Genomic DNA, 22,056 nt, shown 5'->3' on the forward strand with positions numbered 1-22,056 from the left:
TGCCGCTATCAGGGACAGAAAATGCCTTTTAAGGTGGCGACGATTTTTTCCACGTCCTGATTTTCGATGCGGTAGTACAGCGTTTGTGATTCGCGCCGATAGCTAATCAACCCTTCTTCACGCATTTTTGCCAGATGCTGCGAGAGGGCGGATTGGCTCAGCGGGATGTGTTCAAGCAGCGTGCCAACTGACATTTCGCCGTGCTCGATAAGCAGGCAAAGCACCAGTAGCCTGTTTTCATTGCCAATTGCGCGCAGCATAGCCGCTGCTTTTGCTGCACCGTCCTGCATGAATTCTCGATCCGAATTGCTCAACGCCATGTTCCTACCATCCTGCGTAACTGACTAGTTTAGTGATACCTAATATATTGAGCTTATCATACCCTCGGATTCGAGCGAGGATAATGACTGACATCGATAAAACAGCTTATAACGGAGCCTGTGCGATGTGACGTGCGGCCGTTTATCAGGCATCTTTCAGAGGAATAAACGCAGCAAATTAGGGCTTTTGTTTGATGACGTTATTGGCACCGCTGGAAGAGAGTTTCGGTTCTGTTCCTCCCCATGAGAGGCGGTTGCTGATGCCATTGAAGGAAACAACGGCAGGGCCTTTAAAATCCAGATCGAGATGATGTTCCGTACCCGTCACATTCACTTTTGCGGGTTTATCCTCGGAAAAAATGTTCGTGCGGATGGTGTTTTTATACGCGGCGACAGTCAGGTCACCCGTCGATTGACCTGTGGCGGCAATCTCTGCACCGGTCACGATAAGCGAGGTCGCGGTATCGAACGTGATGTTGTGCTCAGAGCCCGCGACGGAAATCGTGGCACATTTGCCTGTCAGTACGATGTTGTTGCCGTTGCCTGAAATATTGACATTATTGCCATTACAAGGAATATCGCGTGTTAAACCGATACCCTCCAGATCGATGGGGGCGGCATAGACGGATGCGGTGAACGCGAAAGCAGAGACGAAAACCATTGGCAGATACCGTGTTATCTTCATGGCGTTTTTTCCTGTTATCAAAGAGGTCATCCGGCATCGTTGCCGTAAAGGCACCTATCATCTGTTAACACTTTTCCCGACTCTATTGCGAACATTCTGATTATCGCTACGCCATCAAACGATGATTAATCGCGCTATGTTGTTAAAAACTTACCTATTATGTGGTTAACTCAGCATAGTTAGTGTGTGCCGTCAGGGACATGCTATTCTGCTGATGTCGGCATTTTTTAGTGATAGTGAAATTGGGCACATAGCATAGTTGAATAAAAATTAATGTTGCTATTATGTGAACGAATTAACAATCAATTCAAATCCTGATATGCTGACGAGGCTGGACCGGACACTCTACTACCTTACATCCACACGCTGGCACCCAGGCATGGACACCACAAGCGGGAACAAGAGCGCCGGGCATAATGAAGACAATGAGAGCGAGGAGAACGTCGTGCTAGAAGAATATCGTAAGCACGTAGCCGACCGGGCTGCGCAGGGGATTGTTCCTAAACCGTTAGATGCCACGCAGATGGCCGCGCTGGTTGAGTCACTCAAGAATCCCCCGGCGGGCGAAGAAGAAGTATTGCTTGACCTGCTGATTAACCGTGTCCCCCCCGGCGTTGATGAAGCCGCCTACGTGAAGGCCGGTTTTCTGGCTGCCGTCGCCAAAGGCGAAGCCACTTCCCCCTTGGTCACCCAGGAAAAAGCGATCGAGCTGCTGGGCACCATGCAAGGGGGCTACAACATTCATCCGCTGATTGATGCGTTAGACAACGACAAGCTGGCACCGATCGCCGCCGAAGCGCTGTCCCACACGCTGCTGATGTTTGATAACTTCTACGATGTAGAAGAAAAGGCGAAAGCAGGCAATGCGCACGCCAAGAAAGTGATTCAATCCTGGGCTGATGCCGAGTGGTTCCTGTCCCGCCCGAAACTGGCGGAAAAAATTACCGTTACCGTCTTTAAAGTCACCGGTGAAACCAACACGGATGACTTGTCTCCGGCACCTGATGCCTGGTCACGCCCTGACATCCCGCTGCACGCGCTGGCGATGCTGAAAAACGCCCGTGAGGGTATCGATCCCGATCAACCTGGCGCCGTGGGCCCGATCAAACAGATCGAAGAACTGAATAAGAAAGGCTTCCCGCTGGCTTACGTCGGTGACGTTGTCGGTACCGGTTCGTCGCGTAAATCGGCAACCAACTCCGTGCTGTGGTTCATGGGCGAAGATATTCCTTATGTCCCGAACAAACGCGGTGGTGGTGTGGTGCTGGGCGGTAAGATCGCCCCGATCTTCTTCAACACCATGGAAGATGCCGGTGCGCTGCCGATCGAAGTTGATGTGAACGATCTGAATATGGGCGATGTGATCGACATTTACCCGTATGAAGGCGAAGTACGCCGCCACGACACCAATGAAGTGCTGGCGACGTTTGCGCTGAAGACCGACGTCTTACTGGATGAAGTGCGTGCCGGTGGCCGTATTCCACTGATTATCGGCCGCGGTCTGACCTCTAAAGCGCGTGAGTCACTGGGCTTGCCGCACAGCGACGTGTTCCGTATTTCCAAAGCGGTTGAAGTCAGCAAGAAAGGCTTCTCACTGGCGCAGAAAATGGTGGGACGTGCCTGTGGCGTTGCGGGTATTCGCCCTGACGAGTACTGCGAACCTAAGATGACGTCTGTCGGTTCACAGGACACCACCGGGCCAATGACCCGTGATGAGCTGAAAGATCTGGCCTGTCTGGGCTTCTCCGCCGATCTGGTGATGCAGTCATTCTGTCACACTGCGGCCTATCCGAAGCCGGTTGACGTGACCACGCACCACACGCTGCCTGATTTCATCATGAACCGTGGCGGCGTCTCACTGCGTCCGGGCGATGGTGTTATCCACTCCTGGCTGAACCGTATGCTGCTGCCGGATACCGTCGGTACGGGCGGTGACTCCCATACTCGTTTCCCAATCGGTATCTCTTTCCCTGCGGGCTCCGGTCTGGTGGCGTTTGCTGCCGCGACGGGCGTGATGCCGCTGGATATGCCGGAATCTGTTCTGGTGCGTTTCAAAGGCAAAATGCAGCCGGGCATTACTCTGCGCGATCTGGTTCACGCCATCCCGCTGTATGCCATCAAGCAAGGCCTGCTGACCGTTGAGAAGAAAGGCAAGAAGAACATCTTCTCCGGTCGTATTCTGGAAATCGAAGGTCTGCCGGATCTGAAAGTCGAGCAGGCGTTTGAACTGACCGACGCCTCGGCGGAGCGTTCTGCGGCTGGCTGTACGATCAAGTTGGATAAAGCGCCGATCATTGAGTATCTGAACTCCAACATCGTGCTGTTGAAGTGGATGATCTCCGAAGGCTACGGCGATCGTCGTACGCTGGAACGTCGTATTCAGGGCATGGAAAAATGGCTGGCCGATCCACAACTGCTGGAAGCGGATGCCGATGCCGAGTACGCCGCAGTGATCGACATCGATCTGGCCGACATCAAAGAGCCGATCCTGTGTGCGCCGAACGATCCAGACGATGCGCGCTGGTTGTCTGACGTGCAGGGCGAGAAGATTGATGAAGTCTTCATCGGTTCCTGTATGACCAACATCGGTCACTTCCGTGCAGCAGGTAAACTACTGGATAGCCACAAAGGCCAACTGCCGACCCGCCTGTGGGTTGCGCCGCCGACCAAGATGGATGCGGCACAGCTGACCGAAGAAGGCTACTACAGCGTGTTTGGTAAGAGCGGCGCGCGTATTGAGATCCCAGGTTGCTCGCTGTGCATGGGTAACCAGGCACGCGTAGCGGATGGTGCAACGGTCGTTTCCACGTCGACGCGTAACTTCCCGAACCGTTTGGGAACCGGCGCTAACGTGTATCTGGCCTCTGCCGAACTGGCTGCGGTTGCGTCGCTGCTGGGTCGTTTGCCGACCTCAGAAGAGTACCAGACCTACATGTCGCAGGTGGATAAAACCGCGCAGGACACCTATCGCTATCTGAATTTTGACCAGTTAGGTCAATATACCGAGAAAGCGGATAGCGTGATCTTCCAGACGGCGGTCTAACTCGCTATAGTTCGCATCTCTACACCGAAGGAGGCCTTGTGCCTCCTTTTTTTCTGCCCGTTTTATACGCGTCATACCTCACGCTGCCTGTGCATTGGCGGTTGGCATCGTGCCTTTGCAGCATGAAAGGTGAAGGTGTATCACGACGAGAGGGGGCAGAGGCGACTAAACTGAACAAAAGAAACATCACAGTGAGGATGGCATCATGGACTATGAATTTTTGCGGGATGTGACGGGCCAGGTCATCGTTCGTATGTCGATGGGACATGAAGCGATCGGACACTGGTTCAATGAAGAAGTGAAAGGCCAGCTGACGATCTTGACTGACGTTGAAGAGGCGGCGCGTTCCGTCGCAGGCAGCGAACGACAGTGGCGGCGCGTGGGGCATGAATACACGCTGTTGCTGGATGAAGAAGAAGTGATGGTGCAGGCAAATCAGCTGTCTTTCACCACCGATGAGCTGGAAGAAGGCATGAGTTATTACGACGAAGAGAGCCTGTCTTTATGCGGTCTGGATGATTTTCTGACGCTGGTGGAAAAGTACCGCGATTTCGTCCTGCATTGACAGAACGGTTAAGGAAAAGCGTGCTGGAATCAGTACGCGGGGAACCGTTGACCGTTATCTGCATCAATCATCGGTACCTGTCAGGTTAGGCCTGAGTGAGAACAAGCAGCTTGCGTTCAATGATTCTGGACAGCAGCACAATAAAAGAAATCAGCACTAAGTAAACCAGCGCAGCAAACAGGTAGGCACTGAAAAACTCAAAGTTAGTTGCCGCGACCTCCTGAATGCGGGAAAAAAATTCAGTGTACTGGATGAGAAAAGCGATGGTGCTGTCCTTGATATTATTAATGACCTGATTAGTCAGGGCAGGCACTGAGGTGATTAATACCTGAGGCAATATCATTAAGCGAAATATTTGCCATTGACTAAACCCTTGTACGACGGCCGCCTCTGCTTCGTACTTGTTCAGGGAATTGTAAGCGGTTGTCATATAGGCGGCGTTATAAGCCCCGATATTAAGGGTAAATCCCGTTACCGCGACAGCGAAAGGCGATAAGTTAATACCGATTTGTGGCAAGCCGTAATACATGACAAATAAAATAAGAATTAATGGCGTGCCGATAAAGAAATCCATATATATTTCTGTTAGCTTTTTAACGGCTGGTCGGTTGCTGATACTCAGAAAAAAAATAACAATGCCCCAGAAAAAGCCCGTGAGAGAAACCACTATCGCCAGCTTTACTGTCTCGCCGATTCCGTCAAGCACCAGTGGGAGCTGCTCTATCAGCTCGTGATAAAAACTCATCCATCCGGCAAGCATATTATTTTTCTCCAAAAAAATAATGAATATCCGGTTCGCCATTGAGGGCTGACAGCTCTGCGAAAGATCCTTCGGCCCGGATCCTGCCATAATTTAGGAAGGTCACTCTGTCGCAAAGCTGCTTAGCCAGACGTATATCGTGAGTGACGCATAATATGGTGACTTTCCGCCGGTGAAGCTGCTTAATGAGCGAACCCACTTCACGGGTCATGAGCGGGTCGAGGGCGGATGTCGGCTCATCAAACACAATAATTTCAGGATCGGTGACCAGAGCACGGATGAGAGCAACGCGCTGTTGCTGGCCGCCAGAGAGCTGTGAAGGGTATTTCATACTGTGCTCCTCCATACCCAGCCTTTCCAGTTCATATAAGGCTTTAGTTCTGGCATCGCGTTCTGAGACGTTAAATACTTTACGCAGCGCCAGAGTAATATTGTCCATAACGTTCAGATGGCGGTATAGCGCATAGTTCTGAAAAACAAATCCAATTTTTTTCCTGAAATCGAGAATATTAAATTTTTTATCGGTAACGTTATGACCATGAAAAAATATATTACCTGTATCCGGGCTTTCAAGCTGGGCCAGACAGCGCAGCAGCGTCGTTTTGCCACAGCCAGATGGGCCCATGACGATTTTTATTTCGCCATGCTCAATCTGTAAATTGAGATTATCCAGCACCTTTTTGCTACCGAGTGTCTTACTGACCTCGCGTAATTCTATTAATGTCATCTATTGCCACCCTGATTTTTCAAGCCATCGCTCGTTACCTGAAATCTCATTTCAAGCCGCCTTACGGCAATAATAGATAATTTGTAAATAAGAAAATAAAGTATTGCCGCCAGCGTATAAATGACCAGACCGTTCATCGTGACTGCGGTCAGAGACATGGCCTGCTTGGTGATTTCCGGTATGCCAACGGTGTAGGCAAAAGGTGTGGCTTTTAATACCGATGAGAATTCGTTGGCTACCCCAGGAACAGAAAAGCGGAGCATTTGCGGTAGCTCGATGTATCTTATAATTTGTAATTTCCCTAAACCTGCGGTCTTGGCGGCGGTAATCTCTGATGGATCAACCAATTGAAGTGCACCGCGGAACACTTCCGCAAGATAACTCCCGCTGATTAATCCAATGCTAATGTTCATGGCAAGCAGGGGGGGAATGCTCAGGCCTATTGCCGGAAGGCCGAAATAAACGAGGAAAACGGCGATTAAAACGGGAATACCACGAAAAATGAAGACCAGAATATCCAGTATGTTCTTCACCGAGGGAAAAACCAGTCGCCGTAACACGGCGACGGTTAATCCAATAACCAAGGCTGATGCAAAACACGTCAATGTAACGATGAGCGTGTATTTGACACCTTCAAACAAGAAATAATAGATGTTTATCATATCTTGTGATGACATCGTTTTTTATTTCATCCACTTATCTACGATGCTCGATATTTTTTCTTCACCCTGTTCACTCAGCCAGGTATTAAAGTCATCGCGCACCGGTGAACCTTTCTTAAAGGCAAACCCAAGGTGATCAACGCCTTTGAAAACATAGCGGCTTTCAATCGAGGCTTTTTGCTTGTTCTTGTAGTTAAAGTAAACCGGGTCTTCTATGAAGGCGAGATCGAGATTGCCATTTTTCAAATCGGCAATGGTTTCATTATAAGAGGGGTAAAGTTTAACTTTGCTGAGCGAGTAATATCCTTTGGGTTCCAGATCGGTTTTTATCAAATCGGCATAAGCCATACCTCTGGGGAACCCTACAGAGTATTTTTGTAAATTTTTCAGATCGCTCAGGTCTATATCGCGGTTATTCAAGCTCACCAGATTAAATGAATTCACATAATAGGGCGCGGAAAAATCCATGACTTTCTTACGTTTATCCGTGATGGATATCCCTGAAAATGCGACATCAGCCTGACCGCTTGCCACGGCACCCAGCATGCCATCCCATGAGTATTCTGTTATTTTCAGTTTGCAATTTCTCTCCTTACAATAAGAAGAGAAGAGTTCAAGATCGATCCCTTCTAATTTCCTGTCAGCGGATTTAAATAGCATTGGTGGTGAAGCTGGAGAAACCGCAACGTTAAGTGTCTTTCCATCGACAGGATTGGCGGCGAAAGCCGTAAATGAGGTTATTCCTAAAATTGTGCCGAATAAGAACGTTTTGAGTAACATGCTGGACTCCTGAATGTAATATACCCGTCATACTTCAAGTTGCATGTGCGTTGGCTGCGCTCAGTCACCCGAATCACTTACCTGAGTAAGCTCATCGGGATGCCTTCTCTTGCCGCCTTCCTGAAACTCGAATTATTTAGGGTAGGAAGATACATACGTATTTTGAATCAACCATAGGAGAAAAGTATTGCCACTATCGCTGTCGGCAAAGGGTAAAGGCCGCATTTAAAATAGAAGCCGTATTTCTGCCAGAATACAGAGCCTCAGCAATGCGCTATTTAAATCGTAATGTAAACTTACAAGATAAATAGTTTTATATTGTAACTATTGTTTATTGTTATTATCACTAAAAAAACTACTGAGTGATAAATATAATCACCCCTTTCTCAATGTGCAAATTTTGTCCAATCAATTATCTTATGGGAGAACCGATCTACGGCTACGGTGAGATATCGCGTGTTCGCATGAGAGGGAAATGGGTGGCTCGGCGCTCGCCTTTGAATTCGCGAGAAGGGGGGAGTAGGTGGGTTTGTAAACAGTGGAAAACACCACCCGGCGAGCGAGTGGTGTTTTCCATCAATCAGCCAAGATCGGCATGACCAAAGCGTGCCTGCCAGTCATGATCGAACCGGTTAAGTGCATCGTCAACCGCAGGATCTTGCAGGAACAGTTCAGCAACGGCAGGGTCGACGGTAATCGCCCGACACCCCGCCAGCAGGCAATCCAGTACCTGACGTGGCGTGCGAAAGCTGGCTGCTAGCACCTGAGTTTGCGGGCTGTGCAGGTTAATCAGGGTTTGCAGCTCTTTCACGAGTGCAATCCCATCGCCACCCTGCGCATCGATGCGGTTGACGTAAGGCGCGATATAGCGAGCGCCAGCCAACGCGGCATAAAACCCTTGTCCCGCACCGTACACGGCGGTGCCGAGGGTGGGAATATCCAGCGCCGTCAATTGCCTGATAGCGCTCAAACCCGCATGCGTCACCGGCACTTTGACGACCAGAGAAGGAATCACCTCTCTGAGCTTCAATGCCTCTTCCACCATCACATCAGGATCGCGCGACATCACCTGAGCAAACAGCTGTCCTTCCGTGCCGATAATGGCCTGCATATCCCGCAGCACGCTGTAAATATCGGATTTTCCGCGTGCAACAATGCTCGGATTGGTGGTCACGCCTTTAATCGGCAACACGCCAGCGAGTCGTTCTACTGCGGCGACATCCGCCGTATCTAAATAGAATTCCATCATTTCCCCCGTTAACTAAAACCGATCTGTTGGATGACATTCATCAATGCGGGCTTAGCGCACGATAATGCCCAACAGAATCCCCACCGCGCCGAAATCGGAATCGCTGAACGTGGTGTTTGCCAGTCCGATACTGCCCAACACCGGCAGCAGGAAAACAGGCAGGAAGGTAATCAGCAGTCCGTTGGCAAAAGAACCTAGAATCGCACCGCGACGTCCGCCGGTGGCATTACCGAAAACGCCAGCCGCTGCGCCGACGAAGAAGTGCGGCACTACACCAGGAATGATCACCGTTAATCCCATCAGGTAGAGCAGAACCATACCGATCACCCCAGCCGCAAAGCTGCTCAGGAAGCCGACCAGAACGGCATTCGGGGCATACGGGAAGACAACGGGGCAATCTAATGCTGGTTTAGCGTTGGGAACCAGTTTGTCAGAAATACCTTTAAACGCAGGCACGATTTCCGCAATCACCATCCGCACGCCTTGCAGCACGATATACACGCCAGCGGCAAAGGTAATGGATTGGATCAGCGAAAACATGAACCAGTTTTTCCCACCGGCGTTCATCGTTTTCACTGCTTCCGGGCCAGCAAACAGACAGGTGAAAATGAAGATGAAAAACATGGTAAAGGCGATGGCAACCGGCGTATCACGCAGGAACAGCAGGCTCTTCGGTACTTCCATGTCCTCTGTTGATTTCTCTTTATTACCAAACTTGCTGCCGATAAACGCTGACAACAGCTGTGATATCGCAGAGAAGTGACCAAAGGCGACGTCATCCGAGCCTGTGACTTTCTTCATATACGGGTGAATAATGGCAGGGAACAGCACCATTGATACCCCAACGACCAGCGACCCAACGGTAATTAGCATCACCCCTTTCATGCCTGCTGTTGCCAGAATCACCGCAACCATCATCGACATAAACAGCGTGTGGTGGCCGGTCAGGAAAATGTATTTCCACGGCGTAAAGCGGGCGATCGCGATATTAATGACCATCGCGAAGAACATGATCATGGCCATCTCGGTGCCGAAGTTCTTCTGTGCTACCGCGACAATAGCTTCATTGTTCGGTACCACACCGGCGATACCGAACGCATGGTGGAAAATCTGGGCGAAATCCCCCAGCGAGGACACGATCAGGCTCGCGCCCGCCCCGAGGATCAGGAAGCCCATTACGGTTTTCACCGTCCCCTTGATGCATTCCGTAGCCGGTTTTTTCTGTGCAATCAGGCCGATAAGCGCAATCAAACCGACCAATATGGACGGCTCAGATAGCACATCACTCATTAAAAAACGGAAGAATTCCATTTTTGATCCCTCGCTTATAACGCGCCAAGTTCTGTCAGGGCGACCGACAGGCGCTCTTTCATCGCCACTTTATCGATCATGTTGTTCAGGGACACAATTTTCCCCCCCACTGCCTGCGCGACGAGCTGATCGGCAATATCCTTTGTACCGACAAAGATGTCGCTGTCCGTACCTTTCGCTGAGCCTAAATCCACGTGGTCCACGTCAGCAACCACGCCGAGTTCTTTAACGATGTTTTTAATGCTCATTTCCATCATCAGGCTGGTACCCAGGCCGTTACCGCATACGACTGTAATTTTCATAATCTGTGTCCTCTGGTGGCAATTAATAACGAGAAATAACGGAAAGCACCTGTTCTACTTCCGTCGCGTTAATTAACGCGGCGACGTCATCAGGTGTGTCGAACAACTGAGCGAGCTGTGAAATAATATCGATATGGCTATTGCTGTCCGTGGCGGCCAGAACGATCAGTAAATGTACGGGATCGTTGCCTTCGGAATGGAAGACCACGCCGTCGCGAATCAGCGTCAGGCTGACGGCAAGTTGGTTCACGCCGTCTTCCGGGCGTGCATGCGGCATGGCAATCCCCGGGCCGACGACATAGTAAGGACCGATAGCCTCATGAGAGCGGTAGATCGCTTCAACATAGGTGGGTTCAATCGAACCGTTATCCAGTAAAGGCTTACAGGACAAGGCGATAGCGTGACGCCAGTCATCACAGGCAGGTAAAATCTGAACAACGTCTGGTGTTAGTAAAGTGTTAAGCATTAGAGTCACCTCTGTATCATTCTGAACGCAGGATAGTGTGCCGCCCTCGAAAATAATGTGATTAACATCTAAAAAGATAGCGCTAACTGATATGGCTATCATTAACTGTGACCTGCTTAGCACAAGCGGGGCCATTATTTGTTCCCCCGTGTTGTCACAGGCACACTAGGAACGGCGATGGTTCGGCGTGAATGCGTCGGGAAATCGGGGCGTTCGCCCTTTACGCTAGCCTGAAGGCAATGACGTAACAGGCTGTTATCGCGACCGTGCGATGAGAAACATGACGAATGGAGAGGAAGTGAGCATGCGTAAGCGTCGTAGTACCGGTAAGGTTACGCTACAGGATGTCGCCGACTACGCGGGCGTAGGGACGATGACGGTATCGCGCGTGATGCGCAAACCCGATCTGGTCTCTGAAAAGTTACGCAGCAAAGTGGAACTGGCCGCCAGAGCATTAGGCTATGAACCCAACCAAGAGGCCAGCCAGCTCACCGAGAGTACGAGTCGCGTGACGCTACAGGACATTGCGAGCCATGCCGGTGTCGGCGCGATGACGGTGTCCCGCGCGTTGCGGGAACCCGGTCTGGTTTCTGATGCGACACAGAAGAAAATCAATGACGCGATAAAAACGCTGGGCTATGTACCGAATCAGGCGGCAGGCGCGCTGGCATCAGCCTATCAGCCTGCTATCGCGGTGCTTTATCCTTTTCAGCAAGATCGCGCCAGCGTGCGTTTTGTGCAGGCGCTGCAACAGGCGGTGGGCAAACATAACGTTCCGTTAATCATGGGCTGCCATGAATATCGCCAGCATACCGAAGCGGGAATGGTCGAAAAACTCCTGCAGCAGCGGCCAGCGGCGCTGGTGTTATTCAGCGCACAACTCTCACAGCGAACCCGAGACATTATTCAGACCAGCAATGTTATTACGGTGAACGTTTCCGGAGCAGCCGCGCTGAGTGCGAATATCAATATTGATATCGCCCTGGCCGAAGCGGCGGAACAGCTGACGATGTCGCTGCTGGAAAAGGGGTATCGCCACGTGGCTTATATCGGCGCGCATACGGATAACCGTTTGCAAAAACAGCAGCTGAACGGCTGGAATAAAGCCATGCTGGCGCACTATCACAATGCGGATCTGAAAATTACGATCCCGGAAGCGCCTAGCCTACAGTTTGGCCGCTATGCGATGACTGAATTGCTGCAAAACCAGCCGGAGCTGGATGCTATTATCTGCAGCCATGAAGAAATTGCGCTAGGTGCGCTCTTTGAATGCCAGCGCCGCCTGATGAAAGTCCCTTACGATCTGGCGATTACCTGCCTGGATGGCTCTGAACAATGTGAGCACACGTTCCCAGCGCTGACCGCGATGCGGCTTGATTATGAAAAGCTGGGCGCGGAGGTCGGGCGTCTGGTTCTCGCCATGATGGACAACGACGAACATCCACCGGTAGTCGAAAAAGTGAAGTTTATCTTTGAGCCGCGTGCCAGCAGCTAGCTAAACCGGCCTGCGCGGCCGGCTTAGCAAGGACAGCGTGATGAATTACAGCGAGGCGCCACCGCACATCACCAACTGCTGCCCGGTAATGGCTGCGGCAGATGGGGAGAGCAGATAGCCCACCAGATCGGCCACTTCCTGCGGCTGGATGAAGCGCCCAATCGGCGGCAGCTTCGGCGGAGAACTCTGGCGGCCCGGCATCGTCAGCATCGGGGTTTCTGTTGCGCCCGGCGCGACGATGTTTACCGTAATGCCGCGCGGAGCCAGTTCCGCCGCCCAGCTTCTTGCCATGCCGATCATCGCGGATTTGGTGGTGACGTACTGGCTACGCCCTGCTGAACCGCTCGACGTGCGGCTGCCCAGCAGCACGATGCGGCCGCCTTGCGGCAGCTTATCGACCAGACGGTCGGCGAGCACCTGCGCCGCGTTGATATGCAATCGCCACAGCGTTTCACCGTCTTCCAGCGAAAGCTGACCGAGCGGGGCGGCTTTCATGATGCCCGCGGCATGGATGACGGCATCAACCTGCGTAATTTCGTCCAGAATGGCCGTCAGCGCGGGCATATCCATGATATCCACCGCGCGGTGGGTAAAGTTTGGATGTGAATAGTCACCCGGCTTACGTGACAGGCCGGTTACCCGCCAGCCTTCCGCCAGTAATTTTTGTGTGATGGCGGCACCGATCCCTGAGCTGCTACCGGTAATCAGGGCGTGTTTGGGGGCTGTCGCTGACATGACATGTGTCTCCTTAATCAAACTTAACGGCTTTGATGCAACCATTCTTAATTACAACAATGTGACGGGGATTTTAAACACGGCTTTTTTGACCGGAGCAGGGCTGTCGTTAATCGCACACAGCGCCTGATGGGCTTCACCCGGATAGAAGGTGACGAAGTCGCCTGCCCGCAGGTGGATCTGATGCGGCACCTGAGGATTATCCAGAATGTAGAGATCCGGCTTACGTTCGGTCGCGGGTTGGCCGTGCACATCATTCAGACCGTAACCGATAATTTCCTCGCCTTCCAGAATCAGTTGAATATCGAGGTAGTTGCTGTGAAATTCAGTATGTCGCGTGGCGCGCGGTGCGGTGTTCACGGTGCCGATGTTGTAGAACCAGTCGGCTCCTTCCGGCTGATAACGGCCTTCGGGTAGCGCATTCAGTTCAGCCAACGATATGCCCGGAGCGGACAGAATGGTCCACAGTGCATCGGGCAGCGTGGCGAGTTTGAGGGCGTTGAGGTTTCCTGCAATCATTATAGTGTCCCGGGTATATACCCGTCATACTTCAAGTTGCATGTGCGTTGGCTTCATTCGGTCACCCGAATCACTTACTTGAGTAAGCTCATCGGGATTCCCTCACTTGCCGCCTTCCTGAAACTCGAATTATTTAGGGTATAGCGGGGGAGCTCCCCCCGCTGACAAAGAGAAAAAGCAGCGTGGTTTAGTTCGCTTTGACCCACTCCTCACTCACCACGACGTGCTTGATCGCCTGACGGAAGTAGGTGAATGCCACGTGCAGCTTACCGTCCTGCGCTTGTTTAACGCTGGGGTAAGAGAACTCGCGGTTCAGCTTCTCCGTGGAGTTATTGGTCATGCAATAACCGTCGCCCACTTCGATATTGCGCTGCCACGGCCAGCTTTTACCGCCGTCTTCCGAAATGGCGAGCGTCATCGGGGCGCGTGGAGCACCCCAGAAGGCGCTACGACCACCGGCTTGCACTTCCGGCATTTTGGCATTGCTGGCTTTGTCTTCTTCGTCCTCGATTTCATCGTACAGCGACAGACGGCGTTCGGTGGCATCGGCGGCGCTCATATGGTTGAACACCAGCGCCAGATGGCCATTCTCCAGCGTCGTCACCTGAATGGACGAGTTGTTGTTCGGCAACTCGGTCGGCACGGGATCTGACCAGGTTTTACCGCCATCCGTTGAACGGCTTTGGTAGATGAAATCCGCCCAGCGGCTGCGGTACAGCGCCAGCAGCGTGCCGTCCTTCAGCGGGGTGATGTTCATATGCACGCAGCCCGTGCTGTTTGGCACTGGGTATTCCTGCCAGGTTTTCCCCCGATCGCTGGAAATTTTTACGGCGCTGTCATCATCGTTGCCGACCCATTTCTCGCCCGGCTGAACGCGGCAGTAGAACACTGGCAGCAGCCAGTCGCCGTTTGCCAACACGGTGATGGGCTGGCGAATGAAGGTACCCGGCTGATCGAGCAGTGTGCCGATCTCGCCCCAGGTCGCACCGAAATCTGTAGACTGACGGTAGCGCACAATCGCGGTGTCCTGATTACCGGATTTCTGCGCGGTGTACAGCAGCCACAGCACGTTGTCCGGTGCGAGGAACAGAACCGGGTTCTGCTCGGAGCGCGTGGCATCTTCAGACAGCTTAACGGCTTGACTCCAGCTATCGTTACCTTTTACCAGACGGGACATGTAGATAGAGATATCCGCAATCCCTTCCTGTGTGCCGCCGAACCAGACGCACAACACATCGCCGTTCGGCAGATGGAGCAGGTTGGCCGCATGATTCTGCGGGCATTCCGATGGAATGTAGGCATCCAGACGCGCGGCATCGCCTTCTGCGTGATGAACTTTTCCGCTACGTTCCACGGTAATGATTTCGCTACTCATGACTCAGGCTCCTGATTTATTTTCAGTTTGAGAAATTTTGATTTTGGCCGCTTTGTTCGGAATCATGCGGTCGATCAGCATGACGATAGCAGGGGTAACCAACGCGACATACATGTTATCGATGCCGTACGGGTTGCCGAGAATATACCAAACAGAGGTGACGACGCAGGCTGATATCAGGCTGGCGTTTGCACCGCGTGCGCTGTTGAAAAACGGCAGGTAGAACGCAATCACCGCAACCACGGAAATCGACAGACGAATGGCACGCGTAAAGAACGACAGCTTCAGAATTTCAGGAACGAACAGAACGAAGAGGAGAGGCGCGAAACCGACGACAAGCGACAGGATTCGGGTCATTTTCATTTCTTTTTCTGGCGTCGGTTTCCAGTAAGGAACGTAGAAGTCCTTAATCAGCAGAGAAACGATAGCCAGTGCCACCATACTCACGCTGATGAAGATAGACGCGACCAGTGATGTGGTGACCAGACCGGCGAGCCACGGGTTCATGTCTTGCAGGAAGACTGGCATCGCGTACAGGCTGTTGATTTCAGGGTGGGCAAACTTCGCTGCGACACCGATGACCGCGATAGCCAGTGCAATAGGCATACAGAAGAAGAAGGCAACCCAGGTCGCACGTTTGGCGCTGGTGGCATCTTTCGTTGACGAAATGGCCTGAATGACGAACTGCGTACAGAAGATAGAACCGATAGTCCCGATCAGCCAGGCGAAGATGGTGCCGGCACCGAGTTTACCATCCCACGTCCAGTAGTAATCCGGCATTTGTTCGATCATTGGCTTGAAGCCGCCGGTCATTTTCAACGCCACGAACAGAATGATCATGACGCCAGCGTACTTCACGGCGCTGTGGATCAGCGTGATGTAGGCTGTCCCTTTCAGGCCACCGAAGTAGTAGTAGAAAGTACTGACGACAGCGGTGATCAGCGCGGCGACAGGCAGAGAGACCTTCAACACTGTGGCGATGGCTGCCGCGCCGCTGACGTAGTTGCCCACGTTAACCAGCAACAGCGCATAGATCATGATGATCGAAATGATGTTCTTGGTGCTGGTACCGTATTTCTCGGCAATCGCGCCGGAGATGGTAATTTTCCCGGTGTTATAAATCTTCTTCACCAGAACTATACCAAACAGCGGGAAGCCGATGGCGGCGCCAATCACCGACCAGGATGCGGCAAAGCCGTTTTCAAAGGCAGACTGCGCCGTACCGATGGTGGATTTGGCACCGATGAACTCGGTCATCAGCAGGATACCGACGATAAACGCCGGTAGCGCGCGTGATCCTTCCATGAACTCGGTGTTCGATTTACTGCGGAGCTTGTAGGTTAACCATGAGGTGAATGCGATATAAAACACAATCATCCCAACGATTATGAGGGTGTCAGTAAGGTTAAAATGGTTCATATCTTCTCGGCCTATAAGTGGAAATTGATATTTCTCTGTTACTGCGAGAATTGACTAAGTATGTTGCGGATGTTGTCTTCATCCTGTGCGGAAAACTGGATTGGATAGCGGCTGACGCCGACATCTTCACCCATGATCGCCAGCGCTTTTTTCACCACAGCCGGTGAGAACGCAATGGCGTACAGTGTCTTACGCAACTCGGCAACCTGTTCTTGTGCCTGACGGGAGCCTTCGATGTCACCGGCATGGAAACGATGCCAAATCTGGCTGATCGGTTCCGGTGCCACGTTAGCCAGCCCGGAAATACAGGCGGAGCAGCCGTCAACAAAGCCCTGGTGAATGAGCGAGTCTGGGCCATTCAATACGTTAAAGCCCTGTACACCTTTCACCGCTTGCACATAACCGCTCAGGCTTTCATAGCTGCCTGCGCTGTCTTTAATGCCGATGATGTTCGGGTGATCCGCCAGCGTGCGGACGGTTTCCGGCGCCAGCGTATTCCCCGTGCGTGCAGGAATGTTGTAGAGAAACACCGGCACAGTCAGCGCATCGGCGACGGCGGTGTAGTGGGCGATCAGTTCTTCCTGTTTGAGTGGGATGAAATACGGGGTGATGACCGAAACGGCATCAACACCCAGCGCGGCGATGCGCTTGCCGAGCTTGATGGTTTCCCGCGTGGAGATTTCACCGATGTGGCCGACAACCGGCACTTTTCCGGCGACTTCATCAACGCAGGTTTCAGTAACGGCGACTTTTTCATCGGTGTGCAGTACGAAAAACTCACCGTTGGTGCCGTTACAAAAAATACCGTTGCCGTAGCGCATCTGGCGCTGAACCTGAAGACGCATAGCAGCGGGGTTAAATTCGCCCTGGTTATCAAACGGCGTGACGATGGCGGTCAGGACGCCGGTAATATTTTTACTCATTGTTCTTCCTCGTGACACGTAATCAAAAAGATGAAAACTTAAAACCGTTTTGCCTAAATCCGCGCTTTAAAAGAGGGTCAGATAAACCTCGCGGACGTCGTCGGCGCTGACCTGTGTTGGCACGTTTTTCATCAGGCGCTGAACCTGTAACGCGGCATCAACCAGATACGGCAGGTGGTCTTTTTCCACGCCGAGCTGCTGTAAGGTGTTAGGTAGGTTGAGGCGTTTAACCAACTCGCTGAAGTAGGTCACCAGCGCCTGCGCTTTTTCCGCGGTACTGAGCGTCAGATCGGCATCCGGCAGCAGGTCATACGCCTGCGCGAATTTCTCCTGTGCGGCGTCCTGCACGAAACGCATGCAAGGGGCGAGCAGGATGGCGTTCGCTACGCCGTGTGGGATGTGGTACTTGCCGCCCAGCGGGTAAGACATGGCGTGGACCAGATGCGTACCGGAGTGGGCAATGGCGGCACCGCCGTAATAAGACGCCCACAGCATGTTCAGCTTGGCTTCCATATTGCTCGGCTCGCGCACGGAGGTTTCGAGGTTGGCAAACAGCTTTTTCAGGCCAATCAGCGCGTAGTTGTCGCTGACCGGGTTGGCAATCGTTGAGGTGAAACACTCAATCAGGTGGCAGAGCGCATCGATACCGGTTGAAGCGGCGATATGTGACGGCATGCTGATGGTCAGCTCCGGCACCAGCGCAACGTAGTCCGGCAGCATCACTGGCGTAATAATGCCGACTTTGGTCTCTTTTTCCGGGATCGCCAGAATGGCATTCGGCGTGGCTTCTGAGCCGGTTCCTGCGGTGGTCGGGATAAGCAGGGATGTCGTGCGGCGCGTCGGTTTCTCTCCCGCCAGCAGGCTATCCAGCGTGACGGTTTCATCGCCCGCGCACAGTACGGAAAGCAGTTTGGCGACGTCCAGTACGCTACCGCCGCCCACGCCGATGACCAGATCGGTCTGGATTTGATTGAGCTGGCTCAGTATCTGTGCCACGTCGTGCTGGCTTGGTTCGGCAGGAACATGATCAACCAACAGAACCTGCGGAACGGCGTGCTTAACTTGTGCGATCAGCGCCTGAACGTCAGGCAGCCCGACGATGTTTTTGTCGGTGACAAATAAAACGTGCTGTTTCCCTGCCAACAGGTGACTAATGTCCTGAAGTACCCGGTAACCGCTGAGGATAGTGCTATTGATATTCATGCTTATTACCTTGCCTTTTCTCTTCTTCGCCAGAGCGTTATCGCGATGATAATGGTTGCGATAGTGATTACTTTCAGTCAAATGGAATGGTTTTAGTCACTGCTAAACGCCATTTGCCACATCGTGGTGATAATTTATAGGTGAAATTCCTTTTAAATAATTTGATATTGCTCACATATAATCAAACGTGATTCAATATAATCATTATCAGGTAATCATGAAGCGGGGATGAGGTATGCCAAACGTGCAGCAATCAGCAGAACAGGTATTAGTGGTCGCTGATGACTTTACGGGTGCCAATGATGCGGGCGTCGGTCTGGCGCAGCATGGTGCGCGGGTTAGCGTCGTCTTTGACGTTAATAAACTGCACGCGGATTTACTGGGCGATGCGGTGGTGATCAACACCGATAGCCGTGCGGCGCGTGACGACGTGGCGTCTCAACGTACCGCAGAAGCGGTTGCAGCCTGGCAGGCCGCTGGCGGACAAGGCTGGATTATCAAGAAGATTGATTCGACGCTGCGCGGGAATCTGGGCGCGGAAGTGGCAGCCGCGCTGTCTGTGGCAGACGTGCCCGTCGCGCTGATTGCCGCGGCATCACCGACGCTGGGGCGTGTGACCCGCAAAGGTGAAGTCTGGGTGAATGGTCGTCTGCTTACCGACACGGAATTTGCCAGCGATCCCAAAACGCCAGTGACCTCCGCTTCTATCGCTGCCCGTCTGGCAGAACAAACCGCGTTGCCTGTGGCGGAGATACACCTTGATGACGTCCGTCAGGCTAATTTAGCCCACCGTTTGCAGCAGTTGGCGGACGAGGGCGTGCGTCTGATTATTCTTGATACCGATGTGCAGGACGATCTGACACATATCGTTGATGCCACCAGAACGTTGCCGTTTCGCCCCTTGCTGGTCGGCTCGGCGGGCCTGAGCGAAGCGCTGGCGAATACGCAGAATTTTACGCGTAAAACTGAAAAGCCGCTGCTGGCTGTCGTCGGGTCGATGAGCGACATCGCTCAAAAACAGATTGCGGCCGTCAGGCTGCGCAGCGATGTCACGCTGGTTGATATTGATATCAACGCACTCTTTTCAGCCGAGTCATCCACCGTCATGGCATCCCAGTGTGAGGACGCGGTGAAGGCGCTGATGAGCGGTAATCACTGCATTATTCGTACCTGTCATAACGAAAATCAGCGCTTCGAGATCGACGCGCGGTGCCAGCAGCTTGGGCTTAGCCGACAGCAGCTTGGCGAAACGATCAGCCACTATCTGGGGGAACTTACGCGCAATATTGTTCAGGCGCTAGACAGCCTGACGGCGGGCAGCGCTAACCAGCGTCTGCCGGGCGGACTGTATTTATCCGGTGGTGACATTGCGATTGCCGTAGCAACCGCACTGGGCGCGACCGGCTTTCAGATTAAGGGGCAAATCGCATCCTGTGTGCCCTGGGGATACCTGCTGAACAGCGTTGTCGGCACGACCCCTGTGATGACTAAAGCGGGGGGTTTTGGCAACGAAACTACTTTGCTCGACGTTTTACGTTTTATTGAGGAGAAGGTCAGTGAGTAAAATTATTGCGGTAACGATGGGTGATCCGGCAGGGATTGGACCGGAAATTATTATCAAGTCGCTGGCCGAAGGCGAGCTTTCCAGCGCATCTGCTGTGGTGGTGGGCTGTGTACAGACGATGCGACGTATTCTGGCGCTGAATATCGTGCCAGCCGTAGAGCTGAAAATCATTGATAAACCGGCTGACGCGGTCTTCGCGCCGGGCGTAATCAACATGATTGATGAGCCGCTGGAAGATCCTCAGGCACTGAAGCCTGGCGTTGTTCAGGCGCAGGCGGGCGATTTGGCTTACCGCTGCATCAAGAAAGCGACCGAACTGGCGATGGCGGGTGAAGTCCATGCGATTGCCACCGCGCCGCTGAATAAAGAAGCGCTGCACTCGGCGGGCCACCTCTATCCGGGTCACACCGAACTGCTGGCGAAGCTGACCAACAGCCGCGACTATGCGATGGTGCTGTATACCGATAAGTTGAAGGTTATCCATGTTTCAACGCACATTGCGCTGCGTAAATTCCTGGATACGCTGAACCGCGATCGCGTGGAAACAGTGATCGACATGGCGGATGTTTTCCTTAAGCGCGTTGGTTTTACCCACCCGCGTATCGCCGTTGCCGGGGTTAACCCGCATGCGGGCGAGAATGGCCTGTTTGGTGACGAAGAGATCAAAATTGTGTCGCCATCGGTGGAAGCCATGAAGGCCAAAGGTATTGATGTGTATGGCCCATGCCCGCCGGATACCGTCTATCTACAGGCGTATGAAGGCCAGTACGACATGGTGGTGGCGATGTATCACGATCAGGGGCACATTCCGCTTAAGCTGCTGGGCTTCTATGATGGGGTGAACATCACCGCCGGATTGCCGTTCATCCGTACGTCTGCTGACCACGGCACGGCGTTTGATATTGCCTGGACAGGGAAAGCGAAGTCCGAAAGTATGGCGATCTCTATCCAGCTCGCCATGCAGCTGGCCTGATTGGCGGTAACCTATCACGGTTGATAGCTCGGTTTTTGTAAGCGAATAAAACGCGATACAGCACGCATTGCAGGATATCTTCCTTCCCGCGTTCGGGAAGGTTTCTGGTATCCTGCAATCAAGAACCAACAACGTAAAATAACTCGATAACAGCAAGATGGATATCGCCGTGGATCCTACATTAACTGATGCTTTCCGCATGAGCGGGGATAAAGTAAAAGGGCAGAGCCGTCTTGATCAGATTATGGATTACCTGAAAAGCCATAATCTGGTGACGGTAGATGAACTGGTGTCCGTGATCGACGCTTCCCCAGCGACGATCCGCCGTGATTTGATCAAACTGGATGAGCAGGGCGTGATTAGCCGCAGTCATGGCGGCGTGACGCTCAATCGCTTTATTCCTTCCCAGCCGACCACGAATGAGAAATTACATCGCAGCCTTCAAGAGAAGCAGGCGATAGCCCGCTATGCCGCAACGCTGGTTAAACCGGGCAGCGCGGTGGTGTTGGATGCGGGAACGACCATGCTGGAGCTGGCGCGCCACCTGACGCATCTGCCGCTGCGTGTGATTACCGCCGATCTGCAAATTGCGCTGTTCCTGTCTGAGTTCAAGCAGATCGAAGTGACGATTATCGGTGGGCGTATTGATGACAGCAGCCAGTCCTGCATCGGCGAACACGGCCGCCGCCTGTTACGCAGCATTTACCCCGATATTGCGTTTATCAGCTGCAACTCGTGGAGTCTGGATAAAGGCGTCACCACGCCGACGGAAGAGAAAGCCGGCGTAAAACAAGATCTTGGCGCGAATGCCAGCCGCCGGATACTGTTGGCCGACAGCAGCAAATACGGCGCGTACTCACTGTTCTGCGTCACGCCTCTGTCAGAGCTGACCGATATCATCACCGACAGCGCGTTAGCACCCGAGGCGCAAACGGAGCTGAAAGGCAAAGCGTTCAATCTGACGCTGGTGTAAACCGGGT

The 22,056-nt window shown here is 52.7% G+C and carries 22 protein-coding genes; 6 read left to right on the top strand and 16 right to left on the bottom strand.

All coding sequences use genetic code 11. The features are described from left to right. Positions 1-8: 8 nt before the first annotated feature. Both MYB54_RS03335 and MYB54_RS03340 read right to left on the bottom strand, forming a co-directional pair. Positions 9-320 (bottom strand): ArsR/SmtB family transcription factor, encoded by a 312-nt coding sequence (locus MYB54_RS03335; RefSeq protein ID WP_039317193.1) that lies wholly within the window; start codon positions 318-320, stop codon positions 9-11. A gap of 178 nt (positions 321-498) precedes the next feature. Then, the gene (locus tag MYB54_RS03340) at positions 499-1,005 is read right to left on the bottom strand and encodes a DUF3060 domain-containing protein (RefSeq protein ID WP_205541058.1); all 507 of its coding nucleotides are present in this window, start codon (positions 1,003-1,005) and stop codon (positions 499-501) included. A gap of 445 nt (positions 1,006-1,450) precedes the next feature. Between MYB54_RS03340 and acnB the strand changes: the two genes are divergently transcribed. Next, complete coding sequence (gene acnB, locus MYB54_RS03345) at positions 1,451-4,048, top strand: bifunctional aconitate hydratase 2/2-methylisocitrate dehydratase (RefSeq protein WP_100018553.1); 2,598 nt, start codon at positions 1,451-1,453, stop codon at positions 4,046-4,048. A gap of 205 nt (positions 4,049-4,253) precedes the next feature. Further along, entirely contained in the window at positions 4,254-4,613 is a 360-nt protein-coding gene (gene yacL, locus MYB54_RS03350; protein WP_039283384.1) for a protein YacL, read from the top strand. Between the two features lie 85 nt (positions 4,614-4,698). Here the strand turns inward: yacL and MYB54_RS03355 are convergent, their stop codons facing one another. The 8 genes from MYB54_RS03355 to MYB54_RS03390 all read right to left on the bottom strand — a co-directional run bounded on the left by MYB54_RS03355 (position 4,699) and on the right by MYB54_RS03390 (position 10,870). After that, positions 4,699-5,373 (bottom strand): amino acid ABC transporter permease, encoded by a 675-nt coding sequence (locus tag MYB54_RS03355; protein ID WP_014916616.1) that lies wholly within the window; start codon positions 5,371-5,373, stop codon positions 4,699-4,701. Position 5,374: 1 nt separating this feature from the next. Then, positions 5,375-6,100, bottom strand: coding sequence for an amino acid ABC transporter ATP-binding protein (locus tag MYB54_RS03360; protein WP_039283380.1), 726 nt, complete (start codon positions 6,098-6,100; stop codon positions 5,375-5,377). Beyond that, positions 6,097-6,777 (bottom strand): amino acid ABC transporter permease, encoded by a 681-nt coding sequence (locus MYB54_RS03365; protein ID WP_205605172.1) that lies wholly within the window; start codon positions 6,775-6,777, stop codon positions 6,097-6,099. Before MYB54_RS03365 ends, MYB54_RS03360 begins: the two co-directional genes overlap by 4 nt. Before the next feature lie 6 nt (positions 6,778-6,783). After that, positions 6,784-7,542, bottom strand: coding sequence for a transporter substrate-binding domain-containing protein (locus MYB54_RS03370; RefSeq protein WP_248721494.1), 759 nt, complete (start codon positions 7,540-7,542; stop codon positions 6,784-6,786). Between the two features lie 580 nt (positions 7,543-8,122). Then, complete coding sequence (fsa, locus tag MYB54_RS03375; protein WP_039317201.1) at positions 8,123-8,788, bottom strand: fructose-6-phosphate aldolase; 666 nt, start codon at positions 8,786-8,788, stop codon at positions 8,123-8,125. A gap of 54 nt (positions 8,789-8,842) precedes the next feature. Beyond that, positions 8,843-10,102 carry a PTS ascorbate transporter subunit IIC gene (gene ulaA, locus MYB54_RS03380; RefSeq protein ID WP_010286825.1) on the bottom strand — a complete coding sequence of 420 codons (1,260 nt, stop codon included), beginning with the start codon at positions 10,100-10,102 and terminating at the stop codon, positions 8,843-8,845. 14 nt (positions 10,103-10,116) lie between these two features. Then, positions 10,117-10,404: a PTS sugar transporter subunit IIB gene (locus MYB54_RS03385; protein ID WP_010286822.1), complete on the bottom strand. Its 288-nt coding sequence runs from the start codon at positions 10,402-10,404 to the stop codon at positions 10,117-10,119. A 22-nt stretch (positions 10,405-10,426) separates the two neighbouring features. Continuing rightward, positions 10,427-10,870 carry a PTS sugar transporter subunit IIA gene (locus MYB54_RS03390; RefSeq protein WP_010286817.1) on the bottom strand — a complete coding sequence of 148 codons (444 nt, stop codon included), beginning with the start codon at positions 10,868-10,870 and terminating at the stop codon, positions 10,427-10,429. Between the two features lie 304 nt (positions 10,871-11,174). Between MYB54_RS03390 and MYB54_RS03395 the strand changes: the two genes are divergently transcribed. Continuing rightward, positions 11,175-12,365: a LacI family DNA-binding transcriptional regulator gene (locus tag MYB54_RS03395; protein WP_248721495.1), complete on the top strand. Its 1,191-nt coding sequence runs from the start codon at positions 11,175-11,177 to the stop codon at positions 12,363-12,365. A 45-nt stretch (positions 12,366-12,410) separates the two neighbouring features. Here the strand turns inward: MYB54_RS03395 and MYB54_RS03400 are convergent, their stop codons facing one another. From MYB54_RS03400 to MYB54_RS03425, 6 genes are all read right to left on the bottom strand, one after another. Further along, positions 12,411-13,100, bottom strand: coding sequence for an SDR family NAD(P)-dependent oxidoreductase (locus MYB54_RS03400; protein WP_248721496.1), 690 nt, complete (start codon positions 13,098-13,100; stop codon positions 12,411-12,413). 51 nt (positions 13,101-13,151) lie between these two features. Beyond that, complete coding sequence (locus MYB54_RS03405) at positions 13,152-13,619, bottom strand: NanQ anomerase/TabA/YiaL family protein (RefSeq protein ID WP_248721497.1); 468 nt, start codon at positions 13,617-13,619, stop codon at positions 13,152-13,154. A 187-nt stretch (positions 13,620-13,806) separates the two neighbouring features. Then, the gene (locus MYB54_RS03410) at positions 13,807-14,994 is read right to left on the bottom strand and encodes a sialidase family protein (protein WP_248721498.1); all 1,188 of its coding nucleotides are present in this window, start codon (positions 14,992-14,994) and stop codon (positions 13,807-13,809) included. A gap of 3 nt (positions 14,995-14,997) precedes the next feature. Further along, positions 14,998-16,413 carry a sodium:solute symporter family protein gene (locus MYB54_RS03415; protein ID WP_205544816.1) on the bottom strand — a complete coding sequence of 472 codons (1,416 nt, stop codon included), beginning with the start codon at positions 16,411-16,413 and terminating at the stop codon, positions 14,998-15,000. 38 nt (positions 16,414-16,451) lie between these two features. Then, the gene (locus tag MYB54_RS03420; protein ID WP_014916605.1) at positions 16,452-17,336 is read right to left on the bottom strand and encodes a dihydrodipicolinate synthase family protein; all 885 of its coding nucleotides are present in this window, start codon (positions 17,334-17,336) and stop codon (positions 16,452-16,454) included. A gap of 66 nt (positions 17,337-17,402) precedes the next feature. Next, on the bottom strand, positions 17,403-18,539 hold the full coding sequence (locus MYB54_RS03425; protein ID WP_014916604.1) for an iron-containing alcohol dehydrogenase: 1,137 nt from the start codon (positions 18,537-18,539) through the stop codon (positions 17,403-17,405). Positions 18,540-18,774: 235 nt separating this feature from the next. On the opposite strand from MYB54_RS03425, the gene dtnK reads away from it, so the two are divergent. The 3 genes from dtnK to MYB54_RS03440 all read left to right on the top strand — a co-directional run bounded on the left by dtnK (position 18,775) and on the right by MYB54_RS03440 (position 22,049). After that, a complete protein-coding gene (dtnK, locus tag MYB54_RS03430) occupies positions 18,775-20,103 on the top strand; it encodes a D-threonate kinase (protein WP_248721499.1) in 1,329 nt (442 codons plus the stop codon). Further along, positions 20,096-21,076 (top strand): D-threonate 4-phosphate dehydrogenase, encoded by a 981-nt coding sequence (locus tag MYB54_RS03435; protein WP_248721500.1) that lies wholly within the window; start codon positions 20,096-20,098, stop codon positions 21,074-21,076. Before dtnK ends, MYB54_RS03435 begins: the two co-directional genes overlap by 8 nt. Before the next feature lie 157 nt (positions 21,077-21,233). Next, a complete protein-coding gene (locus MYB54_RS03440) occupies positions 21,234-22,049 on the top strand; it encodes a DeoR/GlpR family DNA-binding transcription regulator (RefSeq protein ID WP_014916601.1) in 816 nt (271 codons plus the stop codon). Positions 22,050-22,056 lie beyond the last annotated feature (7 nt).

It is taken from the genome of Pectobacterium nicotianae, assembly GCF_023272715.1.
Taxonomy (GTDB): Bacteria; Pseudomonadota; Gammaproteobacteria; order Enterobacterales; family Enterobacteriaceae; genus Pectobacterium; species Pectobacterium brasiliense.